26 protein-coding genes and 1 pseudogene are annotated in these 25,693 nt (G+C 46.1%); 21 read left to right on the forward strand and 6 right to left on the reverse strand.

The annotated features are described in order from the left end of the window. The first annotated feature begins 1 nt into the window (after position 1). The 12 genes from AC2TF5_RS13745 to AC2TF5_RS13800 all read left to right on the forward strand — a co-directional run bounded on the left by AC2TF5_RS13745 (position 2) and on the right by AC2TF5_RS13800 (position 9,421). On the forward strand, positions 2-1,483 hold the full coding sequence (locus tag AC2TF5_RS13745; RefSeq protein WP_491302680.1) for an AMP-binding protein: 1,482 nt from the start codon (positions 2-4) through the stop codon (positions 1,481-1,483). Further along, positions 1,480-2,631 (forward strand): thiolase family protein, encoded by a 1,152-nt coding sequence (locus AC2TF5_RS13750; protein ID WP_491302681.1) that lies wholly within the window; start codon positions 1,480-1,482, stop codon positions 2,629-2,631. The genes AC2TF5_RS13745 and AC2TF5_RS13750 overlap by 4 nt, the downstream gene beginning before the upstream one ends. Next, positions 2,628-3,008 carry an FAS1-like dehydratase domain-containing protein gene (locus AC2TF5_RS13755; protein WP_491302682.1) on the forward strand — a complete coding sequence of 127 codons (381 nt, stop codon included), beginning with the start codon at positions 2,628-2,630 and terminating at the stop codon, positions 3,006-3,008. The genes AC2TF5_RS13750 and AC2TF5_RS13755 overlap by 4 nt, the downstream gene beginning before the upstream one ends. Further along, positions 3,005-3,349: a MaoC family dehydratase gene (locus AC2TF5_RS13760; RefSeq protein WP_491302683.1), complete on the forward strand. Its 345-nt coding sequence runs from the start codon at positions 3,005-3,007 to the stop codon at positions 3,347-3,349. Before AC2TF5_RS13755 ends, AC2TF5_RS13760 begins: the two co-directional genes overlap by 4 nt. After that, entirely contained in the window at positions 3,346-4,167 is an 822-nt protein-coding gene (locus AC2TF5_RS13765) for an SDR family NAD(P)-dependent oxidoreductase (RefSeq protein ID WP_491302684.1), read from the forward strand. The genes AC2TF5_RS13760 and AC2TF5_RS13765 overlap by 4 nt, the downstream gene beginning before the upstream one ends. Beyond that, positions 4,168-4,968, forward strand: a complete 801-nt coding sequence (locus tag AC2TF5_RS13770; RefSeq protein WP_491302685.1) for an energy-coupling factor transporter ATPase — start codon at positions 4,168-4,170, stop codon at positions 4,966-4,968. After that, entirely contained in the window at positions 4,953-5,801 is an 849-nt protein-coding gene (locus AC2TF5_RS13775; protein ID WP_491302686.1) for an ATP-binding cassette domain-containing protein, read from the forward strand. The genes AC2TF5_RS13770 and AC2TF5_RS13775 overlap by 16 nt, the downstream gene beginning before the upstream one ends. Further along, positions 5,802-6,596: an energy-coupling factor transporter transmembrane component T family protein gene (locus AC2TF5_RS13780; protein ID WP_491302687.1), complete on the forward strand. Its 795-nt coding sequence runs from the start codon at positions 5,802-5,804 to the stop codon at positions 6,594-6,596. Between the two features lie 26 nt (positions 6,597-6,622). Beyond that, complete coding sequence (locus AC2TF5_RS13785; RefSeq protein WP_491302688.1) at positions 6,623-7,582, forward strand: NAD(P)H-dependent flavin oxidoreductase; 960 nt, start codon at positions 6,623-6,625, stop codon at positions 7,580-7,582. Between the two features lie 587 nt (positions 7,583-8,169). After that, positions 8,170-8,421: a hypothetical protein gene (locus tag AC2TF5_RS13790; RefSeq protein WP_491302689.1), complete on the forward strand. Its 252-nt coding sequence runs from the start codon at positions 8,170-8,172 to the stop codon at positions 8,419-8,421. Between the two features lie 3 nt (positions 8,422-8,424). Further along, complete coding sequence (locus AC2TF5_RS13795; protein ID WP_491302690.1) at positions 8,425-8,670, forward strand: hypothetical protein; 246 nt, start codon at positions 8,425-8,427, stop codon at positions 8,668-8,670. Between the two features lie 85 nt (positions 8,671-8,755). Beyond that, positions 8,756-9,421, forward strand: a complete 666-nt coding sequence (locus tag AC2TF5_RS13800; RefSeq protein ID WP_491302691.1) for a CerR family C-terminal domain-containing protein — start codon at positions 8,756-8,758, stop codon at positions 9,419-9,421. Positions 9,422-9,511: 90 nt separating this feature from the next. On the opposite strand, the gene AC2TF5_RS13805 is transcribed toward AC2TF5_RS13800, so the two are convergent. The 4 genes from AC2TF5_RS13805 to AC2TF5_RS13820 all read right to left on the reverse strand — a co-directional run bounded on the left by AC2TF5_RS13805 (position 9,512) and on the right by AC2TF5_RS13820 (position 14,100). Then, positions 9,512-10,771: a M24 family metallopeptidase gene (locus tag AC2TF5_RS13805; protein WP_491302692.1), complete on the reverse strand. Its 1,260-nt coding sequence runs from the start codon at positions 10,769-10,771 to the stop codon at positions 9,512-9,514. 221 nt (positions 10,772-10,992) lie between these two features. After that, positions 10,993-12,174, reverse strand: a complete 1,182-nt coding sequence (locus AC2TF5_RS13810) for an MFS transporter (protein ID WP_491302693.1) — start codon at positions 12,172-12,174, stop codon at positions 10,993-10,995. Between the two features lie 21 nt (positions 12,175-12,195). After that, positions 12,196-13,014 carry a MerR family transcriptional regulator gene (locus AC2TF5_RS13815; RefSeq protein WP_491302694.1) on the reverse strand — a complete coding sequence of 273 codons (819 nt, stop codon included), beginning with the start codon at positions 13,012-13,014 and terminating at the stop codon, positions 12,196-12,198. Between the two features lie 75 nt (positions 13,015-13,089). Then, positions 13,090-14,100, reverse strand: coding sequence for an alpha/beta fold hydrolase (locus AC2TF5_RS13820; RefSeq protein WP_491302695.1), 1,011 nt, complete (start codon positions 14,098-14,100; stop codon positions 13,090-13,092). Between the two features lie 135 nt (positions 14,101-14,235). Here AC2TF5_RS13820 and AC2TF5_RS13825 point away from each other — a divergent pair, with 135 nt between their 5' ends. Then, positions 14,236-15,135: a LysR family transcriptional regulator gene (locus AC2TF5_RS13825; protein WP_491302696.1), complete on the forward strand. Its 900-nt coding sequence runs from the start codon at positions 14,236-14,238 to the stop codon at positions 15,133-15,135. A gap of 141 nt (positions 15,136-15,276) precedes the next feature. Here AC2TF5_RS13825 and AC2TF5_RS13830 read toward each other — a convergent pair whose 3' ends face one another. Beyond that, complete coding sequence (locus AC2TF5_RS13830; RefSeq protein ID WP_491302697.1) at positions 15,277-15,618, reverse strand: nitrous oxide-stimulated promoter family protein; 342 nt, start codon at positions 15,616-15,618, stop codon at positions 15,277-15,279. A gap of 422 nt (positions 15,619-16,040) precedes the next feature. On the opposite strand from AC2TF5_RS13830, the gene AC2TF5_RS13835 reads away from it, so the two are divergent. From AC2TF5_RS13835 to AC2TF5_RS13870, 8 genes are all read left to right on the forward strand, one after another. Continuing rightward, positions 16,041-16,316 (forward strand): acyl carrier protein, encoded by a 276-nt coding sequence (locus AC2TF5_RS13835; RefSeq protein WP_491302698.1) that lies wholly within the window; start codon positions 16,041-16,043, stop codon positions 16,314-16,316. Then, positions 16,303-17,817 carry an ATP-grasp domain-containing protein gene (locus AC2TF5_RS13840; RefSeq protein ID WP_491302699.1) on the forward strand — a complete coding sequence of 505 codons (1,515 nt, stop codon included), beginning with the start codon at positions 16,303-16,305 and terminating at the stop codon, positions 17,815-17,817. The genes AC2TF5_RS13835 and AC2TF5_RS13840 overlap by 14 nt, the downstream gene beginning before the upstream one ends. Before the next feature lie 22 nt (positions 17,818-17,839). Further along, on the forward strand, positions 17,840-18,946 hold the full coding sequence (locus AC2TF5_RS13845; protein WP_491302700.1) for a hypothetical protein: 1,107 nt from the start codon (positions 17,840-17,842) through the stop codon (positions 18,944-18,946). Continuing rightward, positions 18,903-20,093: a radical SAM protein gene (locus AC2TF5_RS13850; RefSeq protein WP_491302701.1), complete on the forward strand. Its 1,191-nt coding sequence runs from the start codon at positions 18,903-18,905 to the stop codon at positions 20,091-20,093. Before AC2TF5_RS13845 ends, AC2TF5_RS13850 begins: the two co-directional genes overlap by 44 nt. Positions 20,094-20,152: 59 nt before the next feature. Beyond that, positions 20,153-21,136 carry an ABC transporter ATP-binding protein gene (locus AC2TF5_RS13855; protein WP_491302702.1) on the forward strand — a complete coding sequence of 328 codons (984 nt, stop codon included), beginning with the start codon at positions 20,153-20,155 and terminating at the stop codon, positions 21,134-21,136. Continuing rightward, on the forward strand, positions 21,133-21,942 hold the full coding sequence (locus tag AC2TF5_RS13860; protein WP_491302703.1) for an ABC transporter permease: 810 nt from the start codon (positions 21,133-21,135) through the stop codon (positions 21,940-21,942). The genes AC2TF5_RS13855 and AC2TF5_RS13860 overlap by 4 nt, the downstream gene beginning before the upstream one ends. Positions 21,943-21,954: 12 nt before the next feature. Beyond that, positions 21,955-22,758 (forward strand): ABC transporter permease, encoded by an 804-nt coding sequence (locus AC2TF5_RS13865; RefSeq protein ID WP_491302704.1) that lies wholly within the window; start codon positions 21,955-21,957, stop codon positions 22,756-22,758. Between the two features lie 243 nt (positions 22,759-23,001). Then, the gene (locus AC2TF5_RS13870) at positions 23,002-24,045 is read left to right on the forward strand and encodes a hypothetical protein (RefSeq protein ID WP_491302705.1); all 1,044 of its coding nucleotides are present in this window, start codon (positions 23,002-23,004) and stop codon (positions 24,043-24,045) included. A gap of 230 nt (positions 24,046-24,275) precedes the next feature. On the opposite strand, the pseudogene AC2TF5_RS13875 reads toward AC2TF5_RS13870, so the two are convergent. Further along, a pseudogene (locus AC2TF5_RS13875) lies at positions 24,276-25,613 on the reverse strand (IS3 family transposase). Between the last annotated feature and the right edge of the window lie 80 nt (positions 25,614-25,693).

Here is a 25,693-nt window from a genome sequence, read left to right on the forward strand (position 1 = left end):
GATGAATTTAGTAGAACAATTTCTGGAAAATGCAGCAAGGCAACCGGATAAAGTGGCGTTATCTCATTGTGAAGAGAGTCGTACGTATTCGGCATTAATGCAGCGAGTGAAGCAAATCGCCCGGGGACTACAGCAAAATGGTCTCATCCATGATAAAGTAGCTATTTTGTCTGGGAATCGCATCGAATTTGTGGAAGTTTTTCTGGGGGCTATTTATGCAGGGTGCGTACCTATTCCTCTAGATCCGAAATGGAGCAGTAAAGAAATAAATGCAATAATACAAGAGTGCCAGCCGAAAATAATGTTTATAGAGACTAGATTCATTAAGAATCTAGTCTTTCAGGCTATAGAACCAGCAATACTAACTTTTGGCGATAAAGATATTGGTTCTTATGATGACTGGATGGAAGCTTTAAAGCCGGAAGCTAAAATGGATGAAACGAATCCATTATTGTTCATTGGTTTCACTTCAGGAACAACTGGAACGCCTAAAGGGTTCATGCGTACTCACTTGTCCTGGATCAAAAGCTTTAAGGCAACAAGCGAAGCATTTGAACTGGATACGATCGAGGATATAGTCGCACCAGGTCCTCTCGTTCACTCCTTATCATTATTCGCATTAATGCAGAGTTTATATAGTGGTGCGACCTTTCACATGGTACAACAATTTGACTCAAAAGAAGTTTTAGAGCTGTGCGGGAAGTTTCCAAATACAATCTTGTTTGTCGTGCCTACAATGATTGAATCTATGCTGCAGCAGGCACTGCCGGGAAAGACGCAAATTCAAGCCATCATTAGTTCAGGTGGGAAGTGGACCGAAGCATCCAAGCATAGGAGTAAAGAAGTGTTTAGCGGTGCTAAGATTTATGAATATTACGGCTCTTCTGAAGCAAGTTACATTAGTTATTTGGATGTTCATGACGAGCGTAAAGTGAATTCAATTGGCAAGCCTTTTTCGGGTGTGGAGATATCCATTCGGGATGAATATTCTCAGGAGGTTCCCTTTGGGGTCGTTGGGCAGCTCTACATACGAAGTGAGATGATGTTCACAGGCTATTATCATTTGCGCGAAGAAACGAAAAAAGTTTTTAAAGACGGTTGGCTTATCCTTGGAGATTATGTATATCTGGATGGGGATGGCTATTTGTATTTAGCGGGACGTTCCAAAAATATGATGGTGACCGGCGGGCTCAACGTATTCCCGGAGGAAATAGAGTCTTTGCTGCTGCAACTTCCGGAAATTCATGAAGTCATGGTGCTGGGAATGTCAGATCCTTATTGGGGAGATCAGGTGACGGCACTTGTGAAATGGAAAGGTCCACATCGGTTATCTATTGAAGAAATAAAAAAATATTGCCGTCAGCATTTAGCAAGTTACAAAGCACCTAAGCAGCTCATCACAGTAGATGAATTCATTTACACCAGCAGCGGCAAATTAGCTCGCCAAGCAATGAAAAATTACATAAAGAGAGTGATGGTATGACAGAAGCTGTGATTGTCATGGCAAAACGTACGCCGATCGGCAGAATGGGCGGCGTTCTAAGTCAGCTTGAACCGGAAGGCTTATTAGCACCTCTTATTAAGCATATTGTAGCAGAAACGAAATTGCCTCAGGAATCCATTGATGATGTGATCATAGGCAATGTCGTCGGTCCAGGTGGGAATATAGCAAGAGTTGCAGCACTGGAAGCAGGCCTGCCGGTCTCTGTGCCTGGAGTTACGGTTGATCGGCAGTGCGGTTCAGGCCTTGAGGCTATAAATATAGCGGCACGTCTTATACAAAGTGGCGCAGGGGAGATTTATTTAGCAGGTGGTGTGGAAAGCACAAGCCGAGCACCATGGAAAATGGCCAAGCCAGAAACACTAATGGGTGTGCCGAGGCTCTATACACGAGCTCATTTTACCCCAAGCTCCTATGGCGATCCCGATATGGGTATAGCCGCAGAGAATGTCGCCAATAAATACGCCATATCCAGAGAAGATCAAGACCTATATGCCCTGAAAAGTCATCAAAAAGCGATTCATGCTCAGCAAACAGGTCGTTTTCAGCAGGAAATCGTGCCTCTTCATGTTCATGGCGATTGGATCACCGAGGATGAATGTCCAAGAGCCAATACGAGCCTCGATAAGCTACAAAAATTACCACCTATATTTCTGGAGCAGGGTACGGTAACTGCTGGAAATACCTGTCCGCTCAATGATGGAGCCGCTCTTGTATTAATCATGTCTCGTGATAAATGTGAGGAGTATAAGCTAAAGCCTATCCTGCGTATAGTGGATGCTCAAGCGGCTGGAATAGATCCGAATCTTTTAGGTATGGGTCCGGTTCCTGCTGTTCAAAAGGTGCTGGGTCGTCAACAGCTGTCGGTGGCTGATCTTGACATCGTGGAATTTAATGAAGCATTTGCCTCACAAGTATTGGCTTCACTTCATCAGCTTCAGATTCCAGAGGAGAAAGTCAATCTGGGAGGCGGCGCACTCGCTATTGGTCATCCCTATGGTGCGTCAGGGGCTATATTAATGACGCGTTTATGTGCTGAAATGCTATATAATCCTTACAAAAGAGGACTTGCCACGCTCGGTATTGGCGGGGGTATGGGGATCGCTACGATCGTTGAGGCCATGGAATGAATAGGCTGCAGCATCAGCTATATATTACAGCAGAGTGGATTACTCAGTATGCACACAGTATTGAAGCCCCTCTGCAGAGCATACAGGGTAATCTTGTTGCTCCTGCGACAATGCCTATCATTTTCTGGCAAGAATTTGATATTCCATGGATAGATGGGAGTGAATCCTTCATTCACGGTTCACAGAATTTTTCATATGAGGCCCCGATTACGGCGGGCATGATCTTAGACTGTGAGTTAGCCTTAACAAAGGTTGAGCGAAAATCCGGGAGACAAGGGATATTGACCTTGTATACACATACGCTTATATGTACATGTGAAGGTGAGCATATTGTCACAGCAGAAACGGTGTTAATTCGGGTAGGTGATGAGCATTGAAGAAACGAATAACAGTTGAAGCAATTCATCGTTATGCTGCTGCTTCTAAAGATACAGCAGATATTCATTTAGATGCTGAAGCCGCTGGAAATGCAGGATTTAAGCGGCCTATCGTACATGGTATGTATATCATGGGATTGGCGCAATCCCTTTATATTCGTGAGCATCCAGAACAATGGATCACAACGTATGAACTGAAATTTCTAAATCCACTTTTAGTAGATTCGGAAGTGATTTTTGATTTTAAAGATGTCAGAAGCCATATTCTAGTAACCGTTTCAGAAGTAGATGGCGAAATGATTGCATCCGGTACATTGTCAGTGAAAGAGAAGCTACCATGAAAAAAGTAGCGATCATAACAGGATCAACGAGGGGAATAGGGCGCAGTATTGCTGTACATCTAGCGCAGTCCGGTTATAAGGTTGTTGTGAATGGGACCAATCAAACGTTTATCAACCAAGTCGTACAGGAAATTCATGAAGCGGGTGGCGTTGGGATGGGCTACTGTGCCGATATTGCTGATCCGAACTTAGTTACAGCCATGATAGATACTGTTATCGCTGAATATGGACGCATTGATGTGCTGATCCATAATGCCGGCAATTTACATGATCAAAAAATGGTCCGTATGACCGATGAAGAGTGGAATTCTGTACTGGATGTTCATTTGAATGGAGCCTTTTATACGATTCAGCGGGTCCTTTCGCATATGCAGAAGAACGGAGGAGACATCATTCTGATGACTTCTACTGCGGGGTTAACAGGTTCTGTTGGGCAGGTGAATTATAGTGCTGCGAAAGCTGGAATACTCGGCATCGTGTGGACGCTCGCAGCCGAATTGAAGAAACATCAGATCAGGGTAAATGCCATTGCACCAGCAGCCTTAACAGATATGACGAAGCCTATCATTGATCATCTAACGAAAAAGTACAACCAGCGTAATGAGCCATTTCCAGAATTCTGGCGGGTAGGAGAAGCAGAGGATATCGCTCGTTTCGTGGCCGCTTTATTAGCACAGCCTGATCCAGAGTTAACAGGTGAAATATTTGGTGTGAACGGCTCTAAGGTGACAAAATGGCAAAAACCTCAGCCTGTCTTTTCCGAAGACAACATCGACGCATTCTTCGCTACATGGTACCGACAGAAGGGAAGTTCATAGATGCTTACATTCAATCAAGTACATTTTTATTATAAAAAGGGACAGCCTGTTGTAGATAATATCAGCTTTACAATCGAACCTGGTGAGTTCGTAGCGATTGTTGGTGCTAACGGTTGTGGTAAATCTACCATCGCTAAGCTGATGGATGGATTGGTACTTCCGAAGGAAGGAAGCGTTAAGTTTAACCATCTTGAGTCGTCAATTCCAGAAGAGCTTATCCAAATACATGAACAGATCGGTTTGGTTTTCCAAAATCCAGAAGATCAATTCATTACCACAACTGTTAAGGATGAGGTGTTATTTGGACTCGAAAATATTCGTGTCCCCCGTGAAGAAATGCTAGATCGTCTCCATCATGCTCTGCAAGCTGTTCAAATGGAAGGTTATTTAGAAAAGATGCCTCACGAGTTATCCGGCGGTCAGAAACAGCGTGTAGCAATTGCGGCTATTGTAGCCATGCGCCCTGAAATGATTATCTTTGATGAGGCAACTTCGATGCTTGATCCACAGGGGAGAGAACAAATCATTTCCATTATGCATGAGTTGCACCGGCAAGGCATGACGATTGTTCACATCACTCATCATATGGAGGAAGTGTTATCAGCTGAGCGCATGCTCCTAATCCATCAGGGGAGACTCGAATACGATGGCGATCCGCTGAGATTTTTTGAAACGATGAATGCTGCTGACTACCAACTACAATTGCCTTTTGCCGTGAGACTTCATCAAAAGCTCCAACAAAAATCTCCACTGATAGCGGATTGGAAGGAGATGATTCGCTCACAATGGTCTACCAACTAGACAATGTAAGTGTGTATTATTCTGGTCAAGTTGCCTTGCACCAAGTAAGCTGCACCATTCAAGAAGGAAAGTGGCTATCTGTCATTGGGCAGACCGGTGCGGGTAAATCTACGTTTGTTAAAGTGCTGAAGGGATTAATACCTAGCATAGATGGAGACTATTTGATTAGTCATCAGCCCGTTGATCGGGATGCTAAAGGCCAACTGAAGGTTATCCCGGAGATCGGTTTTGTTTTTCAATATCCCGAGCATCAGTTGTTTGAAACGTCGGTTTATAAGGAGCTTGCCTTTGCACCGAAACAACATGGATACTCAAACCAGCAGATCAAAGAGAGAATTCAAAGCATTTTGCCACTAGTAGGTCTTTCAGAAGAGCTTCTTACATTACCACCATTTCAATTAAGTGGGGGGCAGAAGCGCCGGGTAGCGATCGCCTCTGTGTTAATGATGGACCCGAAGGTACTTATTGTGGATGAACCAACTGCGGGTCTCGATCCGGTCAGTCGAGTAGCTATGTTACAGTTATTAAAGAATTGGCAGCAACAAAAGAATCGCACCCTGATCTTTGTGTCACACCAAATGAAAGATGTCGCAGAGTACTCTGACGAGGTCCTCGTATTTCATGAAGGTCATATCATGGGGCATTATAATACCAACACTATATTTCTAGAACAACCACAATTACTAGAGGAACTTGGTTTGTCATTACCAGAGTCTGTTCAGTTCTTAAAGCTGGTTGAGGAGTTATCCGGTCGGAAGATTGAGGTCACGAGCTGTAGAGAAGAAGATATTTGGAACGCAATCATGCCAATCTGGAATACAAGGAGCGTCTAAATGGCTAATACCGTATTAATAGGTCAATATCTGGAGACGCATTCCATATTCCACCGGCTGGACCCGCGGACAAAAATTTTAAGTATCACTGCGATTATGCTGAGCTTCTTGATGCTAGAGTCCAGCTTAAGCTACGTGGCCGCTACCATTGTTGTTACTGTTTTATTGATAATATCGAAGATTCCGACTCATGTTATTTGGAGAGGAATTAAGCCTATTTTATTTATCTTATCATTTACTTTTCTATATCATGTGATCTTCACCAAAGGAAGCGTCATTTGGTCTTGGTCATTCATCGAGTTAACCAGGGAAGGATTGCAAAATGGGATTCGTTTCGTCTGGCGTATTGTTTTACTCGTCTTGCTAGCTTCCATTCTAACGTTAACAACACAACCGCTAACTTTAGCCCATGGTCTTGAAAAATTGCTATCACCACTATCCAAACTTAACGTTCCCGTAGAGCAGTTTTCATTAATGATTGTCATTGCGATACGGTTTATCCCGACAATTCAGCAGGAGCTAGATCGAATTCTCCTGGCTCAAAAGGCCAGAGGTTTTGATATAAAGACTTTATCGTTACCCAAACGTTTGTTATCTTATATTCCGATTCTAGTTCCATTACTCTTTACAACTATTCAGCGTGCTGAACAACTGACATACGCTATTGATGCACGTGCTTACGGTAATGGAAAAGGAAGAACCCGTTTTAAACAATTGAAATTTCAGAAAATAGATTATCAAGCAGGAGCCATAGCCATTTTCGTTGCATTGATCCCAATCTTATTATTGATATGAATGATCTTATCGTGGAGGCGCCTATCATGGAATGGAATACCCGTATCACCGAATTATTGCAAATTAAGTATCCGATCATTCAAGGAGGACTTGCCTATTTGGGTTATGCAGACCTTGCGGCTGCAGTATCAAATGCTGGGGGACTGGGGCAAGTCACAGCCATGAGTCTCCCGAGTGCAGATGCACTTCGTCAAGAAATTGTGCGTACTCGTCAATTAACAGACAAGTCGTTTGGTGTGAACTTTGCTATTGGCATGCACGGTGCATCCTATGTGGACCGAGTGCAGGTCGCGATTGACGAGCAAGTACCCGCTTTTACGATTACAGGCGGAAACCCTGCCGAGATATTAGGGATGTTGAAATCTACGGATATCCCTACGCTGGTGCTTGTTTCTTCAAGGAGACAGGCACAAAAAGCTGAACAACTAGGTGCATCCGCTGTTATTATTGTGGGGCAGGAGGGTGGAGGACACTTAGGACGTGACGATGTTGGAACCATGGTGCTTGTTCCTCAGGTAGTCGATGCCGTTTCGATTCCCGTCGTTGCCTCTGGTGGGATCGGGGATGGTCGGGGATGGATGGCTGCCCACGCACTTGGTGCAGAAGGCATTGAAATGGGGACGCGATTTATTGCTACTCAGGAATGTGTCCATGCCTCATCCTCCTATAAAAAGGCCTTAATTGAGAGTTCAGAAAATGATACGGTTGTAATTAAACGTTCGATCCAATCTCCTGCCAGAGCATTGCGAAGTGAATATGTCGATAAAATTCTTGAAATTGAGCGCGTGTCATCAACGTATGAAGCATTAAAAGACTATATCAGCGGTGAAGCCAACAAACGTTGGATTTACGATGACCTAAAAGAAGAAGGTTTCGGCTGGGCAGGCCAAGTAACCGGTATGATCCATGATATCCCAACCGTGTCTGAGTTGATTGACAGAATGGTTAAGGATGCAGAAAATATTCGTGAAAAATGGAGGACTTGATCCTCGATCCTCACCTAGAACCGACATCTAACCTTATTTAAAAACAAGGGGGTGTCCCAAACAGCCATCGAGAAAACTTCTGATATACATCGCGACGGCTGAAACATTGGGACGTCTATTAAACCAGCTAATGGAACGGCCGCCCAGATATTTAAAAATTTTGGCGCTCTCCTCATATGAGATCCGTCTGCTGGGATGCAAGACGGATCTTATTTTTTGTTCGATACATTTCAAGTGTTGCATAATGATAAATTATCGTTTGGTCTAGGGACTGCTCGGTAGAATACCACTTATATGAGTATTTTGCATAATTCCGTTTTTGTTTAAAAGGCGTAAGAATTTACCCTAATTTAGAGCTAACGAGTCGTGCGACGTTAAAAATGGTGTCAATGGTTTTATTCTTTATAAAAGCCTATTTTAAACATTTGATACCAATCTTATAGTTTGCTTTCTTCCATTACCCTCCAATATTTAAGAATTACTTTAGCAAATTCAACCGCTGATGTTCCGTTAGCAGTAATATTGATTCCCACTAGCCACAACAAACCGAATGCTTCAATTAGTATCGGCCTATATCCGTGAGCTAAATGATTCTGATGAAGGAGGTCGCTCTATCATTCAATGACATGGAATCTATTGTGAATTCTCCGAAAATCCCTGGACCATTGAAGATAAAGGCACCGTCTACTGCAATATTTGTACAGACATTCTCTGTTCTCATCGCGAATGACGGAGAGCTGCGCACGGAGTGGTTGGAGAGACTATTGCCTATTTTTGAGCAGTATGATTATCTGCCGCGTCTGCTTACACATAAAAACACGCATAACCGAGAAAAGTAATCGTTGGAGCTTATAGCAGACAGTAAACTGATTATCGCGGATCTAACCGGTCAATCCCCTGAAGTGTATTTCGCGGCGGGATATGCGATTGGTTTGAACATCCCGGTGGTATGGACCGTGAACAGCAGTGATGCCGAGATGCATCCTGTAAAAATAAAGGAGATCCGTCCCATTGTTTGGGATACAGTTGAAGAGCTTGCGGTAATACTTAAGCAAAGGTTAATTTATAGAAGAACTCAGGATATATAAGGTCATAATATAAACTGTCCATGTTGATTCATTCAGTTGAATTAATTATACTTATTAACATCGAGTTAACATGGAGGAACGGTATTTGATTACAAAAACAAGTAGCGATACGAATAAATTGAATGACGACACAACAAAAACTCGCTTATTGGACGCAGGGCTACGTATTTTTGGCATGTATGGATATGAAGGTGTCCGTACGCGCACACTTGCAGATGAAGCGGGTGTCAACCAATCGGCGATCCCCTATTATTTTGGCGGAAAAAAAGGGCTGTACCTGAAAGTTGCTCATCGTTTGGCAGAAACGGTGAATGATGTTTTTTTGGAAAGGGCTTTAGAAGAGGCGGAAGGAAGCGATAGACTCACCAAGGAAGAAGCCGCAGAATCGCTTAAGGCAGTAATGATTCAATTTTCCAAATCGATGATTGGCAATCAGGAAACAAATATAAGAAGTGTCTTTCTTGCTAGAGAACAACTGCAACCTACTGAAGCTTACGATATCTTGTACGAGAAATTTTTTCAGCCCTTGCACCAAATCATTTCCGTATTAGTAGGGAAATTAATTGATTTAGACGCAGAAGATCAAAAGACGATTTTAGTCGCTCATGCCATCGTTGGACAGTCGCTTGCCTTCTCGGTAGCTAAAGAAACCTATCTTCGACGTCAAGGTATCAAGGATTTGGATGAAGCGCATATTGCTCTCATCTCCAGGGAGCTTGGTGAGCTGGCGATTCGCGCATGTAAAGGATAAACCTTCATGAAGTGAGATAACAACAGATTGTGTGGAATGGGACGTGAGGGGAGAGAGCGTAGTTTCTACCTCACGTCCTATTTTTTATTTTTACCAGGTAGCCCGCATAAGCCGTGTGGAATTTCTGTTTAGTTCAATTCCTCTGTCTTCACCCACAATAACAGTTCCGCCTAGATTGATTACCTTATTTCCAATCGCACAATTGGGTTCAAAGGCAAATACCATCCCGGCTTTTAGTTCCGTATCTAATCCGATGGAGGGGATCGGCATCATATTGCCGTACTCTTTCGTCTCAGGCAATCGGGCAATCTCGTCACCGACCCCGATAAGACCGAAAGGACTGATGGAATGAATGAGAGGATGAACATGCCAACCACCTGCCTCGCGCATCGGTTCATTCATTGCTTTGACAACATCTCCAAATTTCGTTCCGTGGCGAAGCTCTTTCACACCATTTTCATAAGATTGTCTTGCTGCCACAGCTGCCTTCTCAAAATCCGGATGCACGTTGCCTACGGCTATTGAGGGTTGATGCTGCGTTTCCAGCATTCCAAACGATGAAAATACCTCAGCCAAAATGATATCTCCTTCTTGAATAACCCGAGGCTCTTCTGGACGGTAGGTCCACGCTGGCGGCCCCCATCCCACAAACTCTGATCCTGATCCCATCAATATCATAGTGGTAAATCCGACATGTTCAGCACATGCATTCATGGCTGCTGCATAGATCTCATTTTCTCTAACACCGGGTCGGGTAGCTTCAAGCATAGCTTGACACATTTTTTCCCCAACATTCGCTGACCATTTCAATACTTCGATTTCCTCTGGACTTTTAACAGCAGTCAGCGTAAAGAACACGCGCCCGACCGGCTTAAACGTCGCATTCGGCAATTCCTTCAATATAGTTTGCCACGTATTATAAGGCATGGCACCATCGAAGTAATAGGGAGGATAAGGTTCAAGACCAATAACACCGAATGTGTTATTTTTCAACCTCAGGTCTTCTATAATCTTGACAATAGTAGTCCCCACTTTTCCGACATACATATTTTCCGGTCGTATCCAGCCTTGCGTATTCGTATATCGAGCTTGAATATGATCTTCCACAGAGGTTGCTAAGAACACGACAGAGATCGGTTCTTCGTCTTTCGGAAAAATGACAATAGAGCCTGGACGTTCATTAGTAAAGTAAGTATCCGGGGCAAAGACAGCAGGGAACGTGCCTTCTCGATCCCCATAGACGATCAGAGCATCTACATGCTCTTCCTCCATTAGCTGATTTGCAATGTTCCATCTACGATCTCTTTCGGAAAGTGAAAAAGCAGGGAATTTCGTCTCATGAGCACTCATATAGATTTCTCGGCTCCCTTCAATTGGATAATGTTGATGATTTTTGCAAGCTAAGTATAATTCATTCAGATGAATTAATCAATTGAATTAATCGGGATCGATATCGGAGTTCACTTTCCCTTCAAGATAATAAAAAAACATCCTGCCCCTATTTTTGAATATGCCGATTTCTAGTCGAACACATCAATATAAAGGAAGGATGTGGGGATATTTGAGGCTATTCATTTTTCATTAGTAACAATAGGGTTTACAATCCCACTGCTCATTTTTTTGAATAGCAGGATCGCAAGAAGTAAAGCGATGCTTACAGCAGCCAAACCTACCCAATTCAAATTCAGGACAGAGGTACGGCTGATGACAAGCCCGCCTAATCCAGATCCCAGCGCAAAACCAAATTGGATGAAGGAAGTATTTACGCTTAGGGCAATGTCCGGATTTCGAGGTACCAGAGTGACCAGAAATAGCTGCTGGGCAGGTGAAATACTCCAGGTTGCTAACATAAAGATCATTAAAACCAAGATCAATACAAAGAGATTGACACCGGCTAGAGCGAATAAAAGGAGAGTTGCTCCTTGTAACAGAAGTCCGAAACAAATTGTAAATTTCGATCCCTTTGCATCTGCTAATTGTCCACCTAGTTTTGATCCGACGAAGCTGCAAATTCCCGCCAAGAATAGAATGCCACTAATTTCGGTTATGGAAAGAGAAGATGTGGCTTGCAAGAAAGGCGTAATATAAGTAAATAGCGTAGAGTAGCCACCGATATAAAATAAAGTAATAACCAAGGCAGTCAGAATTTTTGGGTTTTTTAAGATGGAGAGCTGCATCCTGAGGGTGACTGCTTCTTCTTCTTTAATTGCCGGAACCTTTTTATAGATGATGAGCAATGGAAGAACGCTTAATAAACCGATCAAAATAAACAAAACTCTCCATCCAAACATCTCGCTAAAAAATGTGCCAATCGGAACACCCAGCACGAGCGAGCTGCTGAGTCCCATCAAAATAATGCCGATAGCACGGCCTCTTCTTTCTTTTTCAACCAGTCGAGTAGCTACTGCCATGGCTACTACGGTAGCAATTCCTCCACTAACCCCTTGAATAATTCGTACCCATAGTAATGTTTCGTAAGAAAGGTTTACAAACATAAGTCCATTGCTAGCAATAAACACACTAAGGGTAGCCATAAGTAGCTTCTTGCGATCTACATTTATCGTTAAAGCAATCAGAATCGGAGCGACAATGGCCGCTGCGAGAGCAAATACAGTCACCAATAACCCAGCTTCAGAAGTAGTTACTCCCAAATCCACGGCGATCATTTCAATGATTCCTGTAATAATGTATTCAATGGTTCCGATCAGAAAAACAGCAAGTGCCAGGACATAGATGATTAGGTTATTTTTCAATTCAAGCCACTCCTCCTTCCGTTATCTATTTATTATTGGAATTTGTATTTCCATTAATTGTGCATCTTGTTTTGTAGATAACGGTAAATATATTTCCCTACCAGGTTCGTTTTCCTTGATCAGATAGTTATTTTCCTCAATCCATTTCGCTAAATCAACACAGGCTGTACAAGCAAAGGTAGAATCCGAACGAAAGGCCATTGTGGCCATCATCGGCTCAGGAGGAAGGGTCCGTAGTTGAAATCTATCTGATGATAATGGAAACTCGCGGGTTAAAAAATATCCGACTTCAAATTCAAACTCATCCTCTTGTTCGTCTATTTCTTTCCACAAAACGATCTGGGGACTTTGAGCCAATTGGCGAGTTTCCTTTGTTAATAATTGATTAAATGTACGAAAGAGATCTGGAATGTCTTCTTCTCTCCCGCGCGCTTTCAAAGAAAGAAACGGTTGAGCACCTTCTGCTTTGATCCTGATTTCTTGTCCTGTTTCCACTTGCCCCTCTCTTTCTATAAGTTGCATACGCTCCTCAATCCTGGCGAGCTTGGCTTGTTCCATATCGATGATATGCTGGATTTCACTTTTTTTCAGCTTAAACATCCCTTGAATATGTTCCAAAGTAATATCTTCGCGGAGCAACTGAATAATTTGTGGCAATGTGAACCCCAATTCTTTATAGATAAAGATTCGGTTGAGCTCAAGAAGCTGGTCTGCTGAATAGTAACGGTAGCCGGTGCCCTGATCCACCTTTCTCGGCTTTAACATGCCAATCTGGTCATAATAGCGCAATGTTTTTAAGGAGACCTTGCTTAGCCTGGAAAACTCACTGATTTTAAACAAAATATCACCTCCAATCTATAACATAATGGAAGTATATAGTTTCCCGTGCAGGGGAAAGTCAAGTGTGCGAAGTTTTCATTCAAGTAAGAACATTTTCAGTTTTTTATCTATAAATACGGAATCTGGTTCATGCTGTCCGATACCTGCGCAATGCCCCCACTTCGATTCAATCGGGAGGAAGAGTGCATCAGGCATATGTTGTGCCTCATATTTGTTATCTTGGGGAGGAAAGAAAAGGTCCGTGCTTCCCGGCATGACCAGTGTCCGTGCTGTAATCCTGCTTAATGCAAGTTCAAAATCGCCGTCATACACCGGATTTGCGCTAATATCGCCGGTGATTCCGGTACGCAGCATGGTGATCAGGTCATTGGCGTCAAAGGTCAACAACACTTGATCCCAGTAATCCACGAGATATTCCTCCAGTGTGTGGTAGCCCTCTTGCTGATAGAGCTGCTCGAGATAATAAGCCTGGGAGAAGCCCCAAGCCGCATAGACCCGACCCATGGCTGCTAATCCCGCTTTAGGTTGCTGCGTGTAAAAGCCATTTTTCCAGGCAGAATCAGCCTGAAGGGCAGAGATCATTCCTTCAAATACAACCTTTGCATGTGGCCGGGTCTTTGCAGTCCCTCCGAATGGAGCGATTCGTTCAACCATATCCGGATAGCTTGCTCCCCACTGAAAGGTCTGTACGGCTCCGAGTGACCAGCCTACGACGAGGGCAATTTTCGTAATGCCAAACTTCTGGGTAACCAGTTGATGCTGCAACCGCACATTGTCATGAATCGAAACCTGCGGAAAATTAGCTTGGTGATATGGCGGAGGCGTATTGCTTGGCGAGGAGGATAGTCCATTGCCCAACATATTAGGGATAATGATAAAATACTTTTCCGGGTCCAGTGCCTTACCAGGTCCGATTAGCCATTCATTATCAGTATGCAGACCTGCAAACCAGGTGGGGTACACAATCACATTATTTTTTGCTGCATTTAGCGTTCCGTAGGTTTTGTAGGCGAGAACGGCATGTGGCAGGGTGACGCCAGATTGCAGCAGAACATCCCCCAGTTCAAAAATTTCATAATCTCTCATGTGAAAATCTCCTTTTCATAGCTAAAGATGAATTGTCTTTCTTGTCATCACTCTACGATGATGCTATTGTTAAGTCAAAGAAACGTTTCTGAATAGAACGTTCATTTTTTTTGAATTAAGGGGGTGGGATGTACCATGGAATTGCGCCAACTAAAAACCTTTCATACGCTTGCTTCCACACTCAACTTTAGCCGCGCTGCAGAAGTGCAAAACTATGTCCCCTCAACGGTTACGATGCAGATGAAATCATTGGAGGAAGAACTGGGTGTCAAGCTGGTGGACAGATTGGGTAAAAAAGTGATCCTGACCGATGCGGGGAGAAGTTTTCTGCGCTATGTAGACAACATATTGAGTGAGCTTGAAGAAGCACAGCATGCCGTCAAGCAATCTGGCGAGGTGACAGGTACGGTGGTCATAAGTGCGGATGAAACGTTGTGTACGTACCGGCTGCCGGCTGTACTGCGCCGATTTCGCTTACGTTATCCAGGGATTCGGCTGATGTTTCGACCTCTGGCTACTCCGAACCTCAAACAGAGCTTACGGGAAGGGGACGCGGACATTATTTTCATGCTGGATGAGAACAAGGGCGAAACCGGATTCTGCGGAGAGAAAATGCTGGATGAACCCTTTTATGTATTGGCAGCGCCCGATCATCCTTTGGCTGCACGAACGGCGTTGACGATTGAAGATTTTAATGGTGAGACCTTTTTGCTGACGGAGAAGGGATGCTCCTATCGCACGTTTTTTGAGCAAAGTCTTTCACAGAAAGGCATGGGGGGGATTACTGAATTGGAGTTTAACAGCGCAGAAGCCATTAAACAATGTGCAAAAATAGGAATGGGTATCGCCATATTACCAGAAATGGCTGTGGCAGCAGAAGTGAATCGGGGAGAACTGGTTCCGTTGCCGTGGGATTTGACCGCCACATCGTTTGCAACCCAAATGTTTTGGCATGAAGAGAAGTGGATCTCGCCTGCGATCGAAGCCTTTTTGAACATAAGTCGGGATACATTTTTGAAAAGTAGCACCCTGTAGAATGTTGGCGTTTCTTCGCAAAAATGGGCTGGGATCATGCTTACTAACGCATTGCAAATCATCCGCGAGCATGTAGTAGGTGCGGATCAGCTGATCCTTATCGGGCACATCGCCGGAGGCGTGATCGCCTAGCGAGCAGGGTTATTTTCTTAACTTAACTGGTATTGGGATATGCCTAATGGACTCTATTGGATGATATAGTAGCATCCATGGACCTGAAAAACGCATAACATCCTTAATTCTTTGACGATAATCCCGTTTGTAACAATGGATAGGGCACTTTGCACAAGCCGTTTTCTCTTCACCGAATTGGCAGAGGGATAATCTTTTAATGGCATAATCATTTAAGTCCTGACATTCCTCGCAGAACACTTTTTGATGATGTTTTTTCTTACAATATATACGAATCATTTTTGAAACAATTTCTTTTTCTCTTTGAATTTTAGGACCATCATTCAACTGCCGGTTTACTTTTTTTGTCATAATTGAAAGCTCCCTTTCAATGTTATAAAAATGCATTATACATTAACTATATCATCAAATTATTAAAGAAAACTGGTATATCTTCTACATATCTAAGGCATTTTTACATGAAGCTGGGATCTGTCGGAGGACAAAAACATACACGCATAAGAAGTCGCTGAAACCGCGGCTTTTTTGTTTTAACGATGTAAGTTCTTGTCACGAGCTAAGGACAAGAACTTATATTCATAGCCGATTAGATAATTGTCTAATGTTACAGCATCATACTATATTTTTTGTTGACAGTTTTTAGCAATAAGAAGATAATAATTGTAACTATGGAAGAGGGAGGGAGGACAGGAAACCAGTTTAATTTGAATGGAATTTGTAAACGTATGGATTCGGTTGTACCTCGCATATTAACCCTTTAAAGGAGTGTAGTCATGTACGATAAAATCGTAGACATTTTGTGCTCTATCAAAGAAGAGCAACCGGAACTCCGCCAATCCCTGTCCCCCGAAACGGATCTGAACAACGATATAGGCCTCGATTCTCTGCAAATGATCCAGTTTATGCTCAAAGTCGAGGATCAGTTGAACGTGGTCATTGACTATGACCAATTCGATTACGAACATCTCCAATCGATCGACGCATTTATCACTTTTCTGAAAAGCTGCCAGCCGCAGGAGCAGCCATTGTACGAAGATGTCAAGCAATGAAGCCGGCGTGATTCCGAAAATCGTTATGGGTACCTTCGATCCCGAAACGCGTTGGAGGGATCCGGATCTCGCCCGGCTACCCGCTATGCCCGATAAGGACCGAGAATCAATTGTCCTGTGTATGGACGAGCTGCTTTTTCCATTTTGCGGGCCGGACGATATCCTCTACAGCCGCTGCAAAATCGATCCAGCGCTGTACGAATACCTGAACGGTTTGGGCTTTTCTTTTCGAAACCTTTATCACTATGATTTGAACGATGAGAAAGAGCCCCTGCCTGAACCGGACGTTTTTAAGCGGTGCATGTTCAGGCTTGCGGCCGATCAAGCCCAATGTCATATACCGGCAAACAGGATGCTGCAGGCGGCCGGTTCCGTTTATCGTGAGGGTTCGGTCTTGCCGGAATCTATCTCACCCATGAATGCCGCCGGAGATTTACGGCAAACACAATCAAATGATGAAGCGATGTTCACCTGCGCCGCAAAAAATCTGTCTCCGTACGCCATTACGGCAGATACGGAAGCTTACCTACATGCCGCCGGACCGTTTGGTCCTTTGCCGGACCTTGAGACGGTTGTGCGTGTTAACTCCAAGATGTACTCCAATCGGCTCCTGGCTAGAATCGGTGAGAAGTGCTACGGCACGGAGGCGAACAGCGCAGCGGAAATGGAAGCGGCCGGAAATGCGCTTCTGAAGCGGGGGCCGTATCTGTTGAAAGATCCCTTCGGCGTTTCGGGCAAGGGCAATCTGCTCATCGACAGCGAAGCCATTCATCGAAGGATAGTGGAGCACCTGCATAAACAAGAGGGAATCGGATTGCGCTCTCAATTCCTACTGGAACCCCTGCTGTTGAAAGAGACCGACTTCAGTTCTCACTGGTTAATCGGGGAGAACGGAGAGATAGAGTTCATCTCGGTTCAGCGAATGATTAATCACCAGCAAAATTACGGCGGGTCTATCAAAGCGGATGAAGCTTTTATACGCCAGCTGGAGAACGCCAGCTATTTCAGCGTGATGGAGAAAGCGCTCCGGCTTCTGGCGGATGACGGCTATCACGGCTTCGTCTGCTTCGACTCCATGATACTGGAGGACGGGGAAGTCGTATCCATTGTGGAGATTAACGCCCGCAAGTCCATGGGCCTCATTAATGCTTATCTTGATAAATACTGGGAAACGTACGGCCTTACCGGCTGGCTTACGTTCTTGTCCCTTGGTCTTCCGGAAGGCTTCGCGATCGGGAGACTGCTGTACGCTATGCGCGTATCCGATCTTCTGTTGACAGCACCCGGGGGGTACGGGATCGTTCCTCTCTCATCCAATACGGTAATGGTGAACGAGATTCTGACCTCTCGCCGTATCGCTGAGGGAACGCAGAACAAACGAGGCATGCCGAAGGGACGGCTGTATGTATCGGTGGTGGGCCGTGACGACGGACACCGCAGCGAACTGGTCGAAAGCCTGCGGCAGGTGCTCGCCGACTTGTCCGTTAAAGTGTACAACTAAATCTGGAACTCGGGGGCTGCGCATGAATTCATCTTCGGTTACCTTGCTGGCGTCGGGGAATTCGCTCGGCGCATACATTCCGGCTATGCATCTGCACACGTACCTGCAAGGCAGAGGAGTCGGAACAGACGTTCACGTTCTGGAGAACTTGTATCACGAGGAAGTCCGGCATAAGATTCGGTCCACCAAAAAAGCATTCCATGCGGATTTCTCCGTTGCTCGTATGGGTCATAAGTTGGCCAAGCCTGTTGACTCTTCCCTGGACGAGGAAGCGGTCCAGAGGCTGCTGGACGGCTGGAAACGGGCCGGTGTCTCCAGCTTTGCAGTGTTTACCGGCTTCTGGCTGCCGATCCTGGAGCGCTATAAGGCAGCTGTCGACAGCCCCTTGGACATCCGGCTGATCCGGTTGGATGCGTGGGATACACCGTCGTTCAAGGTACACAAGCAGTTGTACCCCGGCTACAACAACGTCTGGTTCTACAACCCATCGGAGCTGTCCCCGGACGGCTATATCGCTTCGGACGAAGTGGAGCCACTGCTTTACGGGCAGCGCGCCGGACGCATTCTGATTCATGGTGGCGGCTGGGGGATCGGGACTTATGCCGGAACGATCTCAGAGCTTCGTAAGCTCGGCCACAGCCTTGATGTGATCGTCTACGATCCCTCCGAGGTGGAGGAGGACGACGGGGTTACGCGCTACTTCGGAACGGAGGCCTCCTGGGATCCGTGGAGCCGGGACGCGCAGGGGCGGCACACGTTTCCGCCGATGGTCCGTTATGTCCGTGAAGACGGCGTTCTCCGAGAGTTTCCGCTCGGGGATTACTCCGCTTACACGGACCTGATGCGTAATTGTGCAGCGGTCATCAGCAAACCGGGGGGAGCGACTCTGAACGACTCGCTGTCGTACGGAATCCCTTTTGTCATGTTAGAGCCGTTCGGTGACCATGAGTTTCATAATTCAACCTATTGGGAATCCTGCGGTTTCGGTATCCGGTTTGCGGAATGGAAAGCCAGGGATTTTTCGAAACATCATCTGGAGGAGATTTACAGACGTTTGCTGGAGCAGCGATCAAAAATCAACCATTTTGGGAGGATTACTTATGCAGCCGAAAACAGCAGTTACGTTTGACCAACTGACATTCCGTAATATGAAAAGAACCCTAGTTCCGCTGGCGGAAACGGGAAGGAAGCGTCGGGAAGATCCGGCTTATGCGGCCCCCGTGCCTTACGAGATCGGGATCAAGCTCAATAACGGCTGCAACCTGCGCTGCAAGCATTGCTTCGAATGGAATCCGGACGGCTTCCATCACGGCTTTGCCAAAGAAGTGAAGAACGACGAAATCGAGATTCCCGTCGTGGAGAAGCTGCTGGCAGAAACGAGAGAACGCAAATCGCGTGTATTCCTATGGGGCGGGGAGCCGCTGTTCTATTCCAAGTTCGATGAACTGGCGGAGCTGCTGGCCAGAGAAGACCGGTACACGACCATTTGTACGAACGCGATTCTCATTGAAAAGAAGCTGGATTCGATTCTGAAAATGTCGGAAAATCTGGTCATGCTCGTCAGCCTGGAAGGCTTCGAGAAAGAGAACGACGCGATCCGGGGCAAAGGCACCTTCAAGAAAGTGATTCATGCCATACAGTTGCTGCTGGATCTGCAAAAGCAGGGCCTGTACAAAGGCAAAGTGTCCGTAGCTCTGACCGTAAATGACCAGATGGTCGGCCAGCTTTACAGCTTTATGGAATTTTTCGAAGACATGGGCGTTGATTCCGTTTACTTCTGCTTCCCTTGGTACATCCCTTCCGATACCGCTGAGAAAATGGACACCTACTTTGATGCTCATTTCCCGCATCTTGCCTCCCGCTTTGCTGACGACCACAAGAATAGCTGGCACTCCTTCACGTTCCACATCTCACCGGACAATTTCGACACACTGATCGAAGAGCTTAATCGAGTCAACTCCCGGGTGTGGAATGTCCGCATCCGCTATCAGCCCGCACTGGAGCCCGAAGAGGTGGAAGGTTTTATCCAGGGCAGCGAGAAGCCGGCCATGAAGCGGACGAAGTGCTTTTCGATCTCGAACCGCATGGACGTCATGCCGGACGGCAAAGTGAATCCGTGCAAATTTTTCCCAGAATTCAGTGTCGGCAATTTGTACGAAGAAAGCGTGGCGGATATTTTCCACGGTGACGATCTCCGCAAACAGCGCGAGGTTCTGGCCTGCGGTCTGATGCCGATTTGCTCCAAATGCGTGCTTCTTTATAACAATGGAATTTAAGCGTTTAGAATTTATGCCGCCCAATCAGGTAAACAGGCAATTGTTCAGGAGGGGCAGGAATGGACTTCATCCGTGTGCAGGAACTGCACAAATCATTCGTGTATTACCGGAAAGAAGCCGGGCTTAAAAATTCACTGAAAAATTTATTTGCCCGCAAGTCGCTGGTGAAGGAAGCGGTTAAATCCGTTTCCTTCGACATCGGCCCCGGCGAGTGCGTCGGATTTCTCGGTCCCAATGGGGCGGGGAAAACCACAACGCTCAAAATGCTGTCGGGCATTCTGTATCCCACCAGTGGTGAAGCCGATGTGCTCGGCTATGTGCCGTGGGAGCGGAAGAACGAGTTCAAACGGCTTTTCTCCATTGTGATGGGCCAGAAAAACCAGCTTTGGTGGGATCTTCCTGCAAGCGAGTCGATTTATTTGAACAAATGTATTTATGACGTGGACGATGATCTTTACCGCCGGAGTCTTGCCGAATTATCGGAAATGCTCGATGTGCAGGAGCTTCTGGACGTGCAGGTGCGTCGGCTGTCCCTGGGAGAACGAATGAAAATGGAGCTGATCGCTGCTCTTATCCACCGGCCCCGACTGCTTTATCTCGACGAACCGACGATCGGCCTCGATTTCCCCTCCCAGAAGAAGGTCAGGGAGTTTCTGAAATATTACAATGAGCAGTTCGGCGCGACGATCCTGCTTACGAGCCACTACATGAAGGATGTGGAAGACCTGTGCAAGCGGACGATCATCATTAACGAAGGAAGTCTTCTGTATGACGGGGATCTTCACAAAATCAACGATCTTTTTGGTGAGCACAAAATTATTAGATTGCAGTTCTCCGAACCCGTTGCCGAGCAGCGGTTGGCCAAATTCGGGAAAATCGTCAGCGGAGACGGCTACAACGCTGTTCTGGAGCTGCCTAAGCACCGCTTGAAGGAAGTGTCGCGCGCCGTGCTCGATTCGTTTCCGATCGTTGATTGGACGATAGAGGACGTGCCGATCGAGGAAAGCATTTCGATGCTCTACCGCAAGGAATCCGTCGGATGAACAGACGCAGATTGTACATGGCTGTTTTTTCGATGGGCGTCCAGCATTCGATGGAATACCGGTTTCACTTCTTTCTCGGTCTTCTCGGGGCCGCTTTTCCGATTCTTGTCCAGTATTTCATCTGGACGGCGGTGTACCAGCATTCCGGCCAAACGGCGCTGTTCTCGTATTCGTATGGTCAAATTATATTGTATACGATCTTGGCGGGATTGGTGTCCAAGCTGATCGCTACCCACTTCGAGCACCAGATTGCCGACGATATCAAAAACGGCGGCCTCAACAAGTATTTGATCAAACCTGTGAGCTATTTCGGTTACCGGCTGGTGTCCTTTTTCGGCCAGAAGGCGATCTATTACGGTATTACGGTCTTACTGCTCGTCGGGATTATCTGGTTCGCATCTGCCGGGGGCGTGCTCGAGCTCCAGGCCGTACGGCTTATCTTGTTCGCCGTCACGCTGTGGGGGGCGCTTTTGCTCAATTTCCTGATCGCCTACTGCATCTGCGCCAGCGCTTTTTATCTGCATGAAATCTCGTACTTTTTCGTAATTACAAGTCTGCTCGTCAATATTTTGAGCGGAGGCATGTTTCCGTTGGAGATTTTTGGGGAGTCGGTTGTGAAGGCGCTCCAATATACGCCGTTCCCGTATACCATTTATTTTCCGGTCAATGTCCTCAGCGGCAAAACGGAAGCGGCGGCTATGTACCAGGGGCTGCTCATCCAGTGCGGATGGATTCTGCTGTTCTTCTGGCTATCCCGCCTGACGTGGCGCGTTTCCTTGAAGAAATATTCGGCGGTTGGGGGGTAGCGGACATTCCATATGTTTAAAATCATGAGAAAATACGCGCTCCTGTACGGCATGTTCATTAAAAACTGCCTCATCGCCCAGATGGAATTCCGGGGCAACTTTATGATGAGCCTGCTGGTCGAATCCGTCTACCTGCTTGCCAAGCTGTTATATGTGCTCGTCGTGTTCCGCACCGACCTTCACGTAGACGGCATACCGCCTGAAGGACTACTTCTATTTATAGGCATGCACACCGTGGTGACCGGAATTTATGTTGGCCTGTTTTTTACAAATTTCACGAAAATTCCCGAGTATATCAAGGACGGCTCGCTTGATTTAATGCTGACGAAGCCAGTTTCCCTCCAGTTCATGGCTTCCTTGCGTTACGTCGATCTGGCGCTGCCGATCCCCGATATTCTGGTCGGGTTCGCCATGGTCGGTATCGGCTGGCATGCCATGGATATTCCGCTGACGTTCCTGCAACTCGCGGGGTTTGTCCTGCTGCTGTTTGTCTCCGTTGTCATCACATACTGCCTGATGATTATCCCGGCGCTGCTTTCATTTTGGTTCGTTCAGACGGGCTCCGTGTCGGAGATCGCCAATTCCGTCTGGGACGCCAACAATTTTCCCATGGCTATTTACCCGGCCTGGGTCCGCCGGATCGGGACTTTCGTCATTCCACTGTTCCTTATCACCAATTTCGGACCGATGTTCCTGCTTGGACAGCTTAGCTGGCTCTATGTGGGACTGGCACTGGTCGGTTCGCTTCTGCTCTTCGCAGCTGTACGGTTGCTCTGGAAACAGGCCGTGAAGGGATACAGCAGCGCGAGCAGTTGAGACGGCTTTTCTATCCTACACTTAGAAAAGGAAGTGCTAACGCATGCCGGACATTGCGACAACCCAAGGCCGCACCTTGTTAAATTACGTATTTCAGGATCCGGATCGGATCGAACTTTCTGGCCTGTTACGAGCATTCCGTATACCCTGCAGGCCTGTCCCGTGTTCTGATGGACATATTAGGTGCCTGCAGGAACACTGCCGGTCACGCTTCCGGATCACTCGTAAGAAGGGGGAGAATAGATGAACGCTGTTCAGCTTCCGGTGTTGAATCCGCCACTTAAAGGATTTTTGCGGTGGGCTTACACGCTTTCGATCACCAGCGCCCACGAAGAAACTATTCCTTGGTATTACAGCAATTTTATCCAGCTGCACTGCAACAAAAAATTTCTGGAGGACGGCAGGCAGTACTATGTCGATTTTTTTCGTGGCAAACCTAACGAGCTGAATTTCAATAACCCGTTTCTTCTTACCTGCTCCGTTAATTATGCGATTCTGGAAAGTTTGGCGCACGACGCCTGGCCTAAATTTTTTGCGGATCAGATCCGCAACGGCTACTATTGCGTCGTGTTTTTGGACGAAGCCAGACTATCACCAGCGGCCTCCTATCAGAAAGAGCCGTTCCCTCATCATCTTTTTCTATACGGTTTCGACTGGGACAAAAGTGTCTTCTATGCTTCCATGTTCGACCATACGGGAGTATACCGCAATTTGCAGATCTCGTTCCGGGAGTTCCAGGATGCCGTACAGTCCATGAGACAGCTTTTGAAGGAGAACCTCACGGCCGATCATCATACGTATTTTTACAAATACGAACCGCATTCTCCTTATCCTTTCGATAAAACAGCCGCGATCGACCAGCTGCGCGATTACCTAAACGGAGAGACCCATTTAAACCGGATCAATTACAATCCTGACGACAAGGAAGCTTTCGGAATTAAGGTATACGACTATTTGCGAATGTACTTTGATGCCGTAGAGAGCAACGATTCCCGGCTCGGTGACCGTAACGATGTGAGGCACCTTCATGTGCTCTGGGAGCATAAAAAAATGATGAGCGAGCGGATCGGATATCTGGTGGATGAGGGGATAATCCCGTACGACGAAGAGCTTGTGGAAGGCTACAAGGATGTGACCAAAAGGGCGATGAAGCTGAGGGACCAGTACATTCGTCATGAAATCCGCGAAGATAAAGAAGTGTTTGAACGGCTGAGGCTCCGGTTCGACCAATTCCGAAATGAAGAGCCTGTTCTCCTGCAAAAACTGATTACACTGCTCGAAGGCTGAAAAAAGCCCCCTGTGAGAACCAACGGAACTGGATGCGATACATATTGGAAGGCCGGGTTTTCTACAGGGATTCTAAGTTAGTAGTCATAAAAGGGGCCGTCCCAAAAGTGGTAAGTTTGCTGGAGAGATAGCTCGCTTTGAGCAAAAAAGTAGTAAAACATGAAAAAATGGCGGTGTAGGAGCTATGAATTGTGACCCTACTCGTGGACACTTAAAAGAAAGAGCCTAGACTATGCTGTTAATAGATGGTCCCTGTATTCATCAGGGGTCATCTTTTTTAATGTCCATTGATAACGATCACTGTTGTAATATTCGATGTAATCATCAATACGTGCCCGTAACTCTTGGATTGTGGCACAGTCACGATAATCGAGCTCATCCTTCATATGCCCGAAAAAAGATTCCATTGAAGCATTGTCCCAGCAGTTACTCTTTCGAGACATGGATTGGCGAAAGCCAGCATCTTTAACACGGGCCTGAAAACGAGGATGCGTGTAGTGAACACCCTGATCCGAATGGATGATGGCTTCAGGATGAATGTTACCGTCCAGCCGCTGAAGGAGGCTGTCCAATGTCCGATCAACGATTATCCTTTCTAAGGATGAGGATAAATAATGAGTCAGAATCTGTTTGGTTGAACCATCCTTAACACACGACAAGTACGCACATTTTCCCTGACCATAGTGCATGTAGGTGATATCGGTGAGTAAGACTTTCTCAGGCTCGCCTTGATCAAACTGACGCTTAAGAAGGTTAGGTAGCGTCTGGTGTTCTTGTGTGGCCTTTGCAAGCTTACGGTATGGGTTGGACTGACGGATCTTGGTGGCCAGTCCATATTTACGCATGATACGGCGAATTTTCTTGTGGTTCATGATCACGCCGCTCTTATGCTCTAATCGCATTTTTATAACAAGTGCGCCGACTTTCCCATTGCGTTTCTCAAAGTGCTCTTTAATGAGTAGAAAATCCTGTTCGTCCGCTATTTCTCTAAGCTGTCGAGTTTCTTCCGCGTTTAACCACCGATAATATCCGCTTCTACTGACACCCGCCAACTCGCAAAGATAATGCGTCATGTTCTCCAGTTGGTGCTTACGGACTGTGCGATTGATGAGTTCGAAGCGCTCTGAGGGTGTCAGCGATTGTTCTGCTTGGCTTGTCTCTCGAGCGCTTCGAGCTTTTTTAGGAAGTCGTTCTCCGCTTCCATAAGCTTTATACGCGCCTCGGCTTCTGCCAGCTTCTTCTCAATCGATTGCTCACCAGCGGGTCTGCCCGTGCTATCTTTTCTACGGCGATCCTTCAGAAGCCCCTCTTCTCCATGAGAAGTAAAGATTTTTCTCCAGCGCTCTAAACATCCTCTTGGATTTCTTCGTCCGATTATATCTAAATTGAACCCTGCCTCTCTGAAAATTTCCGCGGGCGTTTCCCCCTCTAGGTGAGGCAGCCAGCTTAAATGCGGGCTGGTAAGCAATGGAGCGCTCTGAAACATGTATAACATTAGCATTAGCCTCGATTTGACGGATCTGGCTCTCGCTAAACCTAATTTCCCCTTTAGACCAACTCTGACCCATTTCATTCCCCAACCTTTCCTGTATATCGATTATAAACGTAAAATGACCCGAGAGAGGGCACTTTTTTCAAAGTGTCCATC

The sequence above is a fragment of the Paenibacillus sp. JNUCC 34 genome (assembly GCF_058269055.1).

What these genes read in the sequence shown, in the direction of transcription:
- AC2TF5_RS13745 (WP_491302680.1), top strand. Translation starts at nt 2, where the DNA reads ATGAATTTAGTAGAACAATTTCTGGAAAATGCAGCAAGGCAACCGGAT.
- AC2TF5_RS13750 (WP_491302681.1), top strand. Translation starts at nt 1,480, where the DNA reads ATGACAGAAGCTGTGATTGTCATGGCAAAACGTACGCCGATCGGCAGA.
- AC2TF5_RS13755 (WP_491302682.1), top strand. Translation starts at nt 2,628, where the DNA reads ATGAATAGGCTGCAGCATCAGCTATATATTACAGCAGAGTGGATTACT.
- AC2TF5_RS13765 (WP_491302684.1), top strand. Translation starts at nt 3,346, where the DNA reads ATGAAAAAAGTAGCGATCATAACAGGATCAACGAGGGGAATAGGGCGC.
- AC2TF5_RS13770 (WP_491302685.1), top strand. Translation starts at nt 4,168, where the DNA reads ATGCTTACATTCAATCAAGTACATTTTTATTATAAAAAGGGACAGCCT.
- AC2TF5_RS13775 (WP_491302686.1), top strand. Translation starts at nt 4,953, where the DNA reads ATGGTCTACCAACTAGACAATGTAAGTGTGTATTATTCTGGTCAAGTT.
- AC2TF5_RS13780 (WP_491302687.1), top strand. Translation starts at nt 5,802, where the DNA reads ATGGCTAATACCGTATTAATAGGTCAATATCTGGAGACGCATTCCATA.
- AC2TF5_RS13785 (WP_491302688.1), top strand. Translation starts at nt 6,623, where the DNA reads ATGGAATGGAATACCCGTATCACCGAATTATTGCAAATTAAGTATCCG.
- AC2TF5_RS13790 (WP_491302689.1), top strand. Translation starts at nt 8,170, where the DNA reads ATGATTCTGATGAAGGAGGTCGCTCTATCATTCAATGACATGGAATCT.
- AC2TF5_RS13805 (WP_491302692.1), bottom strand. Translation starts at nt 10,771, where the DNA reads ATGAGTGCTCATGAGACGAAATTCCCTGCTTTTTCACTTTCCGAAAGA.
- AC2TF5_RS13820 (WP_491302695.1), bottom strand. Translation starts at nt 14,100, where the DNA reads ATGAGAGATTATGAAATTTTTGAACTGGGGGATGTTCTGCTGCAATCT.
- AC2TF5_RS13825 (WP_491302696.1), top strand. Translation starts at nt 14,236, where the DNA reads ATGGAATTGCGCCAACTAAAAACCTTTCATACGCTTGCTTCCACACTC.
- AC2TF5_RS13830 (WP_491302697.1), bottom strand. Translation starts at nt 15,618, where the DNA reads ATGACAAAAAAAGTAAACCGGCAGTTGAATGATGGTCCTAAAATTCAA.
- AC2TF5_RS13835 (WP_491302698.1), top strand. Translation starts at nt 16,041, where the DNA reads ATGTACGATAAAATCGTAGACATTTTGTGCTCTATCAAAGAAGAGCAA.
- AC2TF5_RS13840 (WP_491302699.1), top strand. Translation starts at nt 16,303, where the DNA reads ATGTCAAGCAATGAAGCCGGCGTGATTCCGAAAATCGTTATGGGTACC.
- AC2TF5_RS13845 (WP_491302700.1), top strand. Translation starts at nt 17,840, where the DNA reads ATGAATTCATCTTCGGTTACCTTGCTGGCGTCGGGGAATTCGCTCGGC.
- AC2TF5_RS13855 (WP_491302702.1), top strand. Translation starts at nt 20,153, where the DNA reads ATGGACTTCATCCGTGTGCAGGAACTGCACAAATCATTCGTGTATTAC.
- AC2TF5_RS13860 (WP_491302703.1), top strand. Translation starts at nt 21,133, where the DNA reads ATGAACAGACGCAGATTGTACATGGCTGTTTTTTCGATGGGCGTCCAG.
- AC2TF5_RS13865 (WP_491302704.1), top strand. Translation starts at nt 21,955, where the DNA reads ATGTTTAAAATCATGAGAAAATACGCGCTCCTGTACGGCATGTTCATT.
- AC2TF5_RS13870 (WP_491302705.1), top strand. Translation starts at nt 23,002, where the DNA reads ATGAACGCTGTTCAGCTTCCGGTGTTGAATCCGCCACTTAAAGGATTT.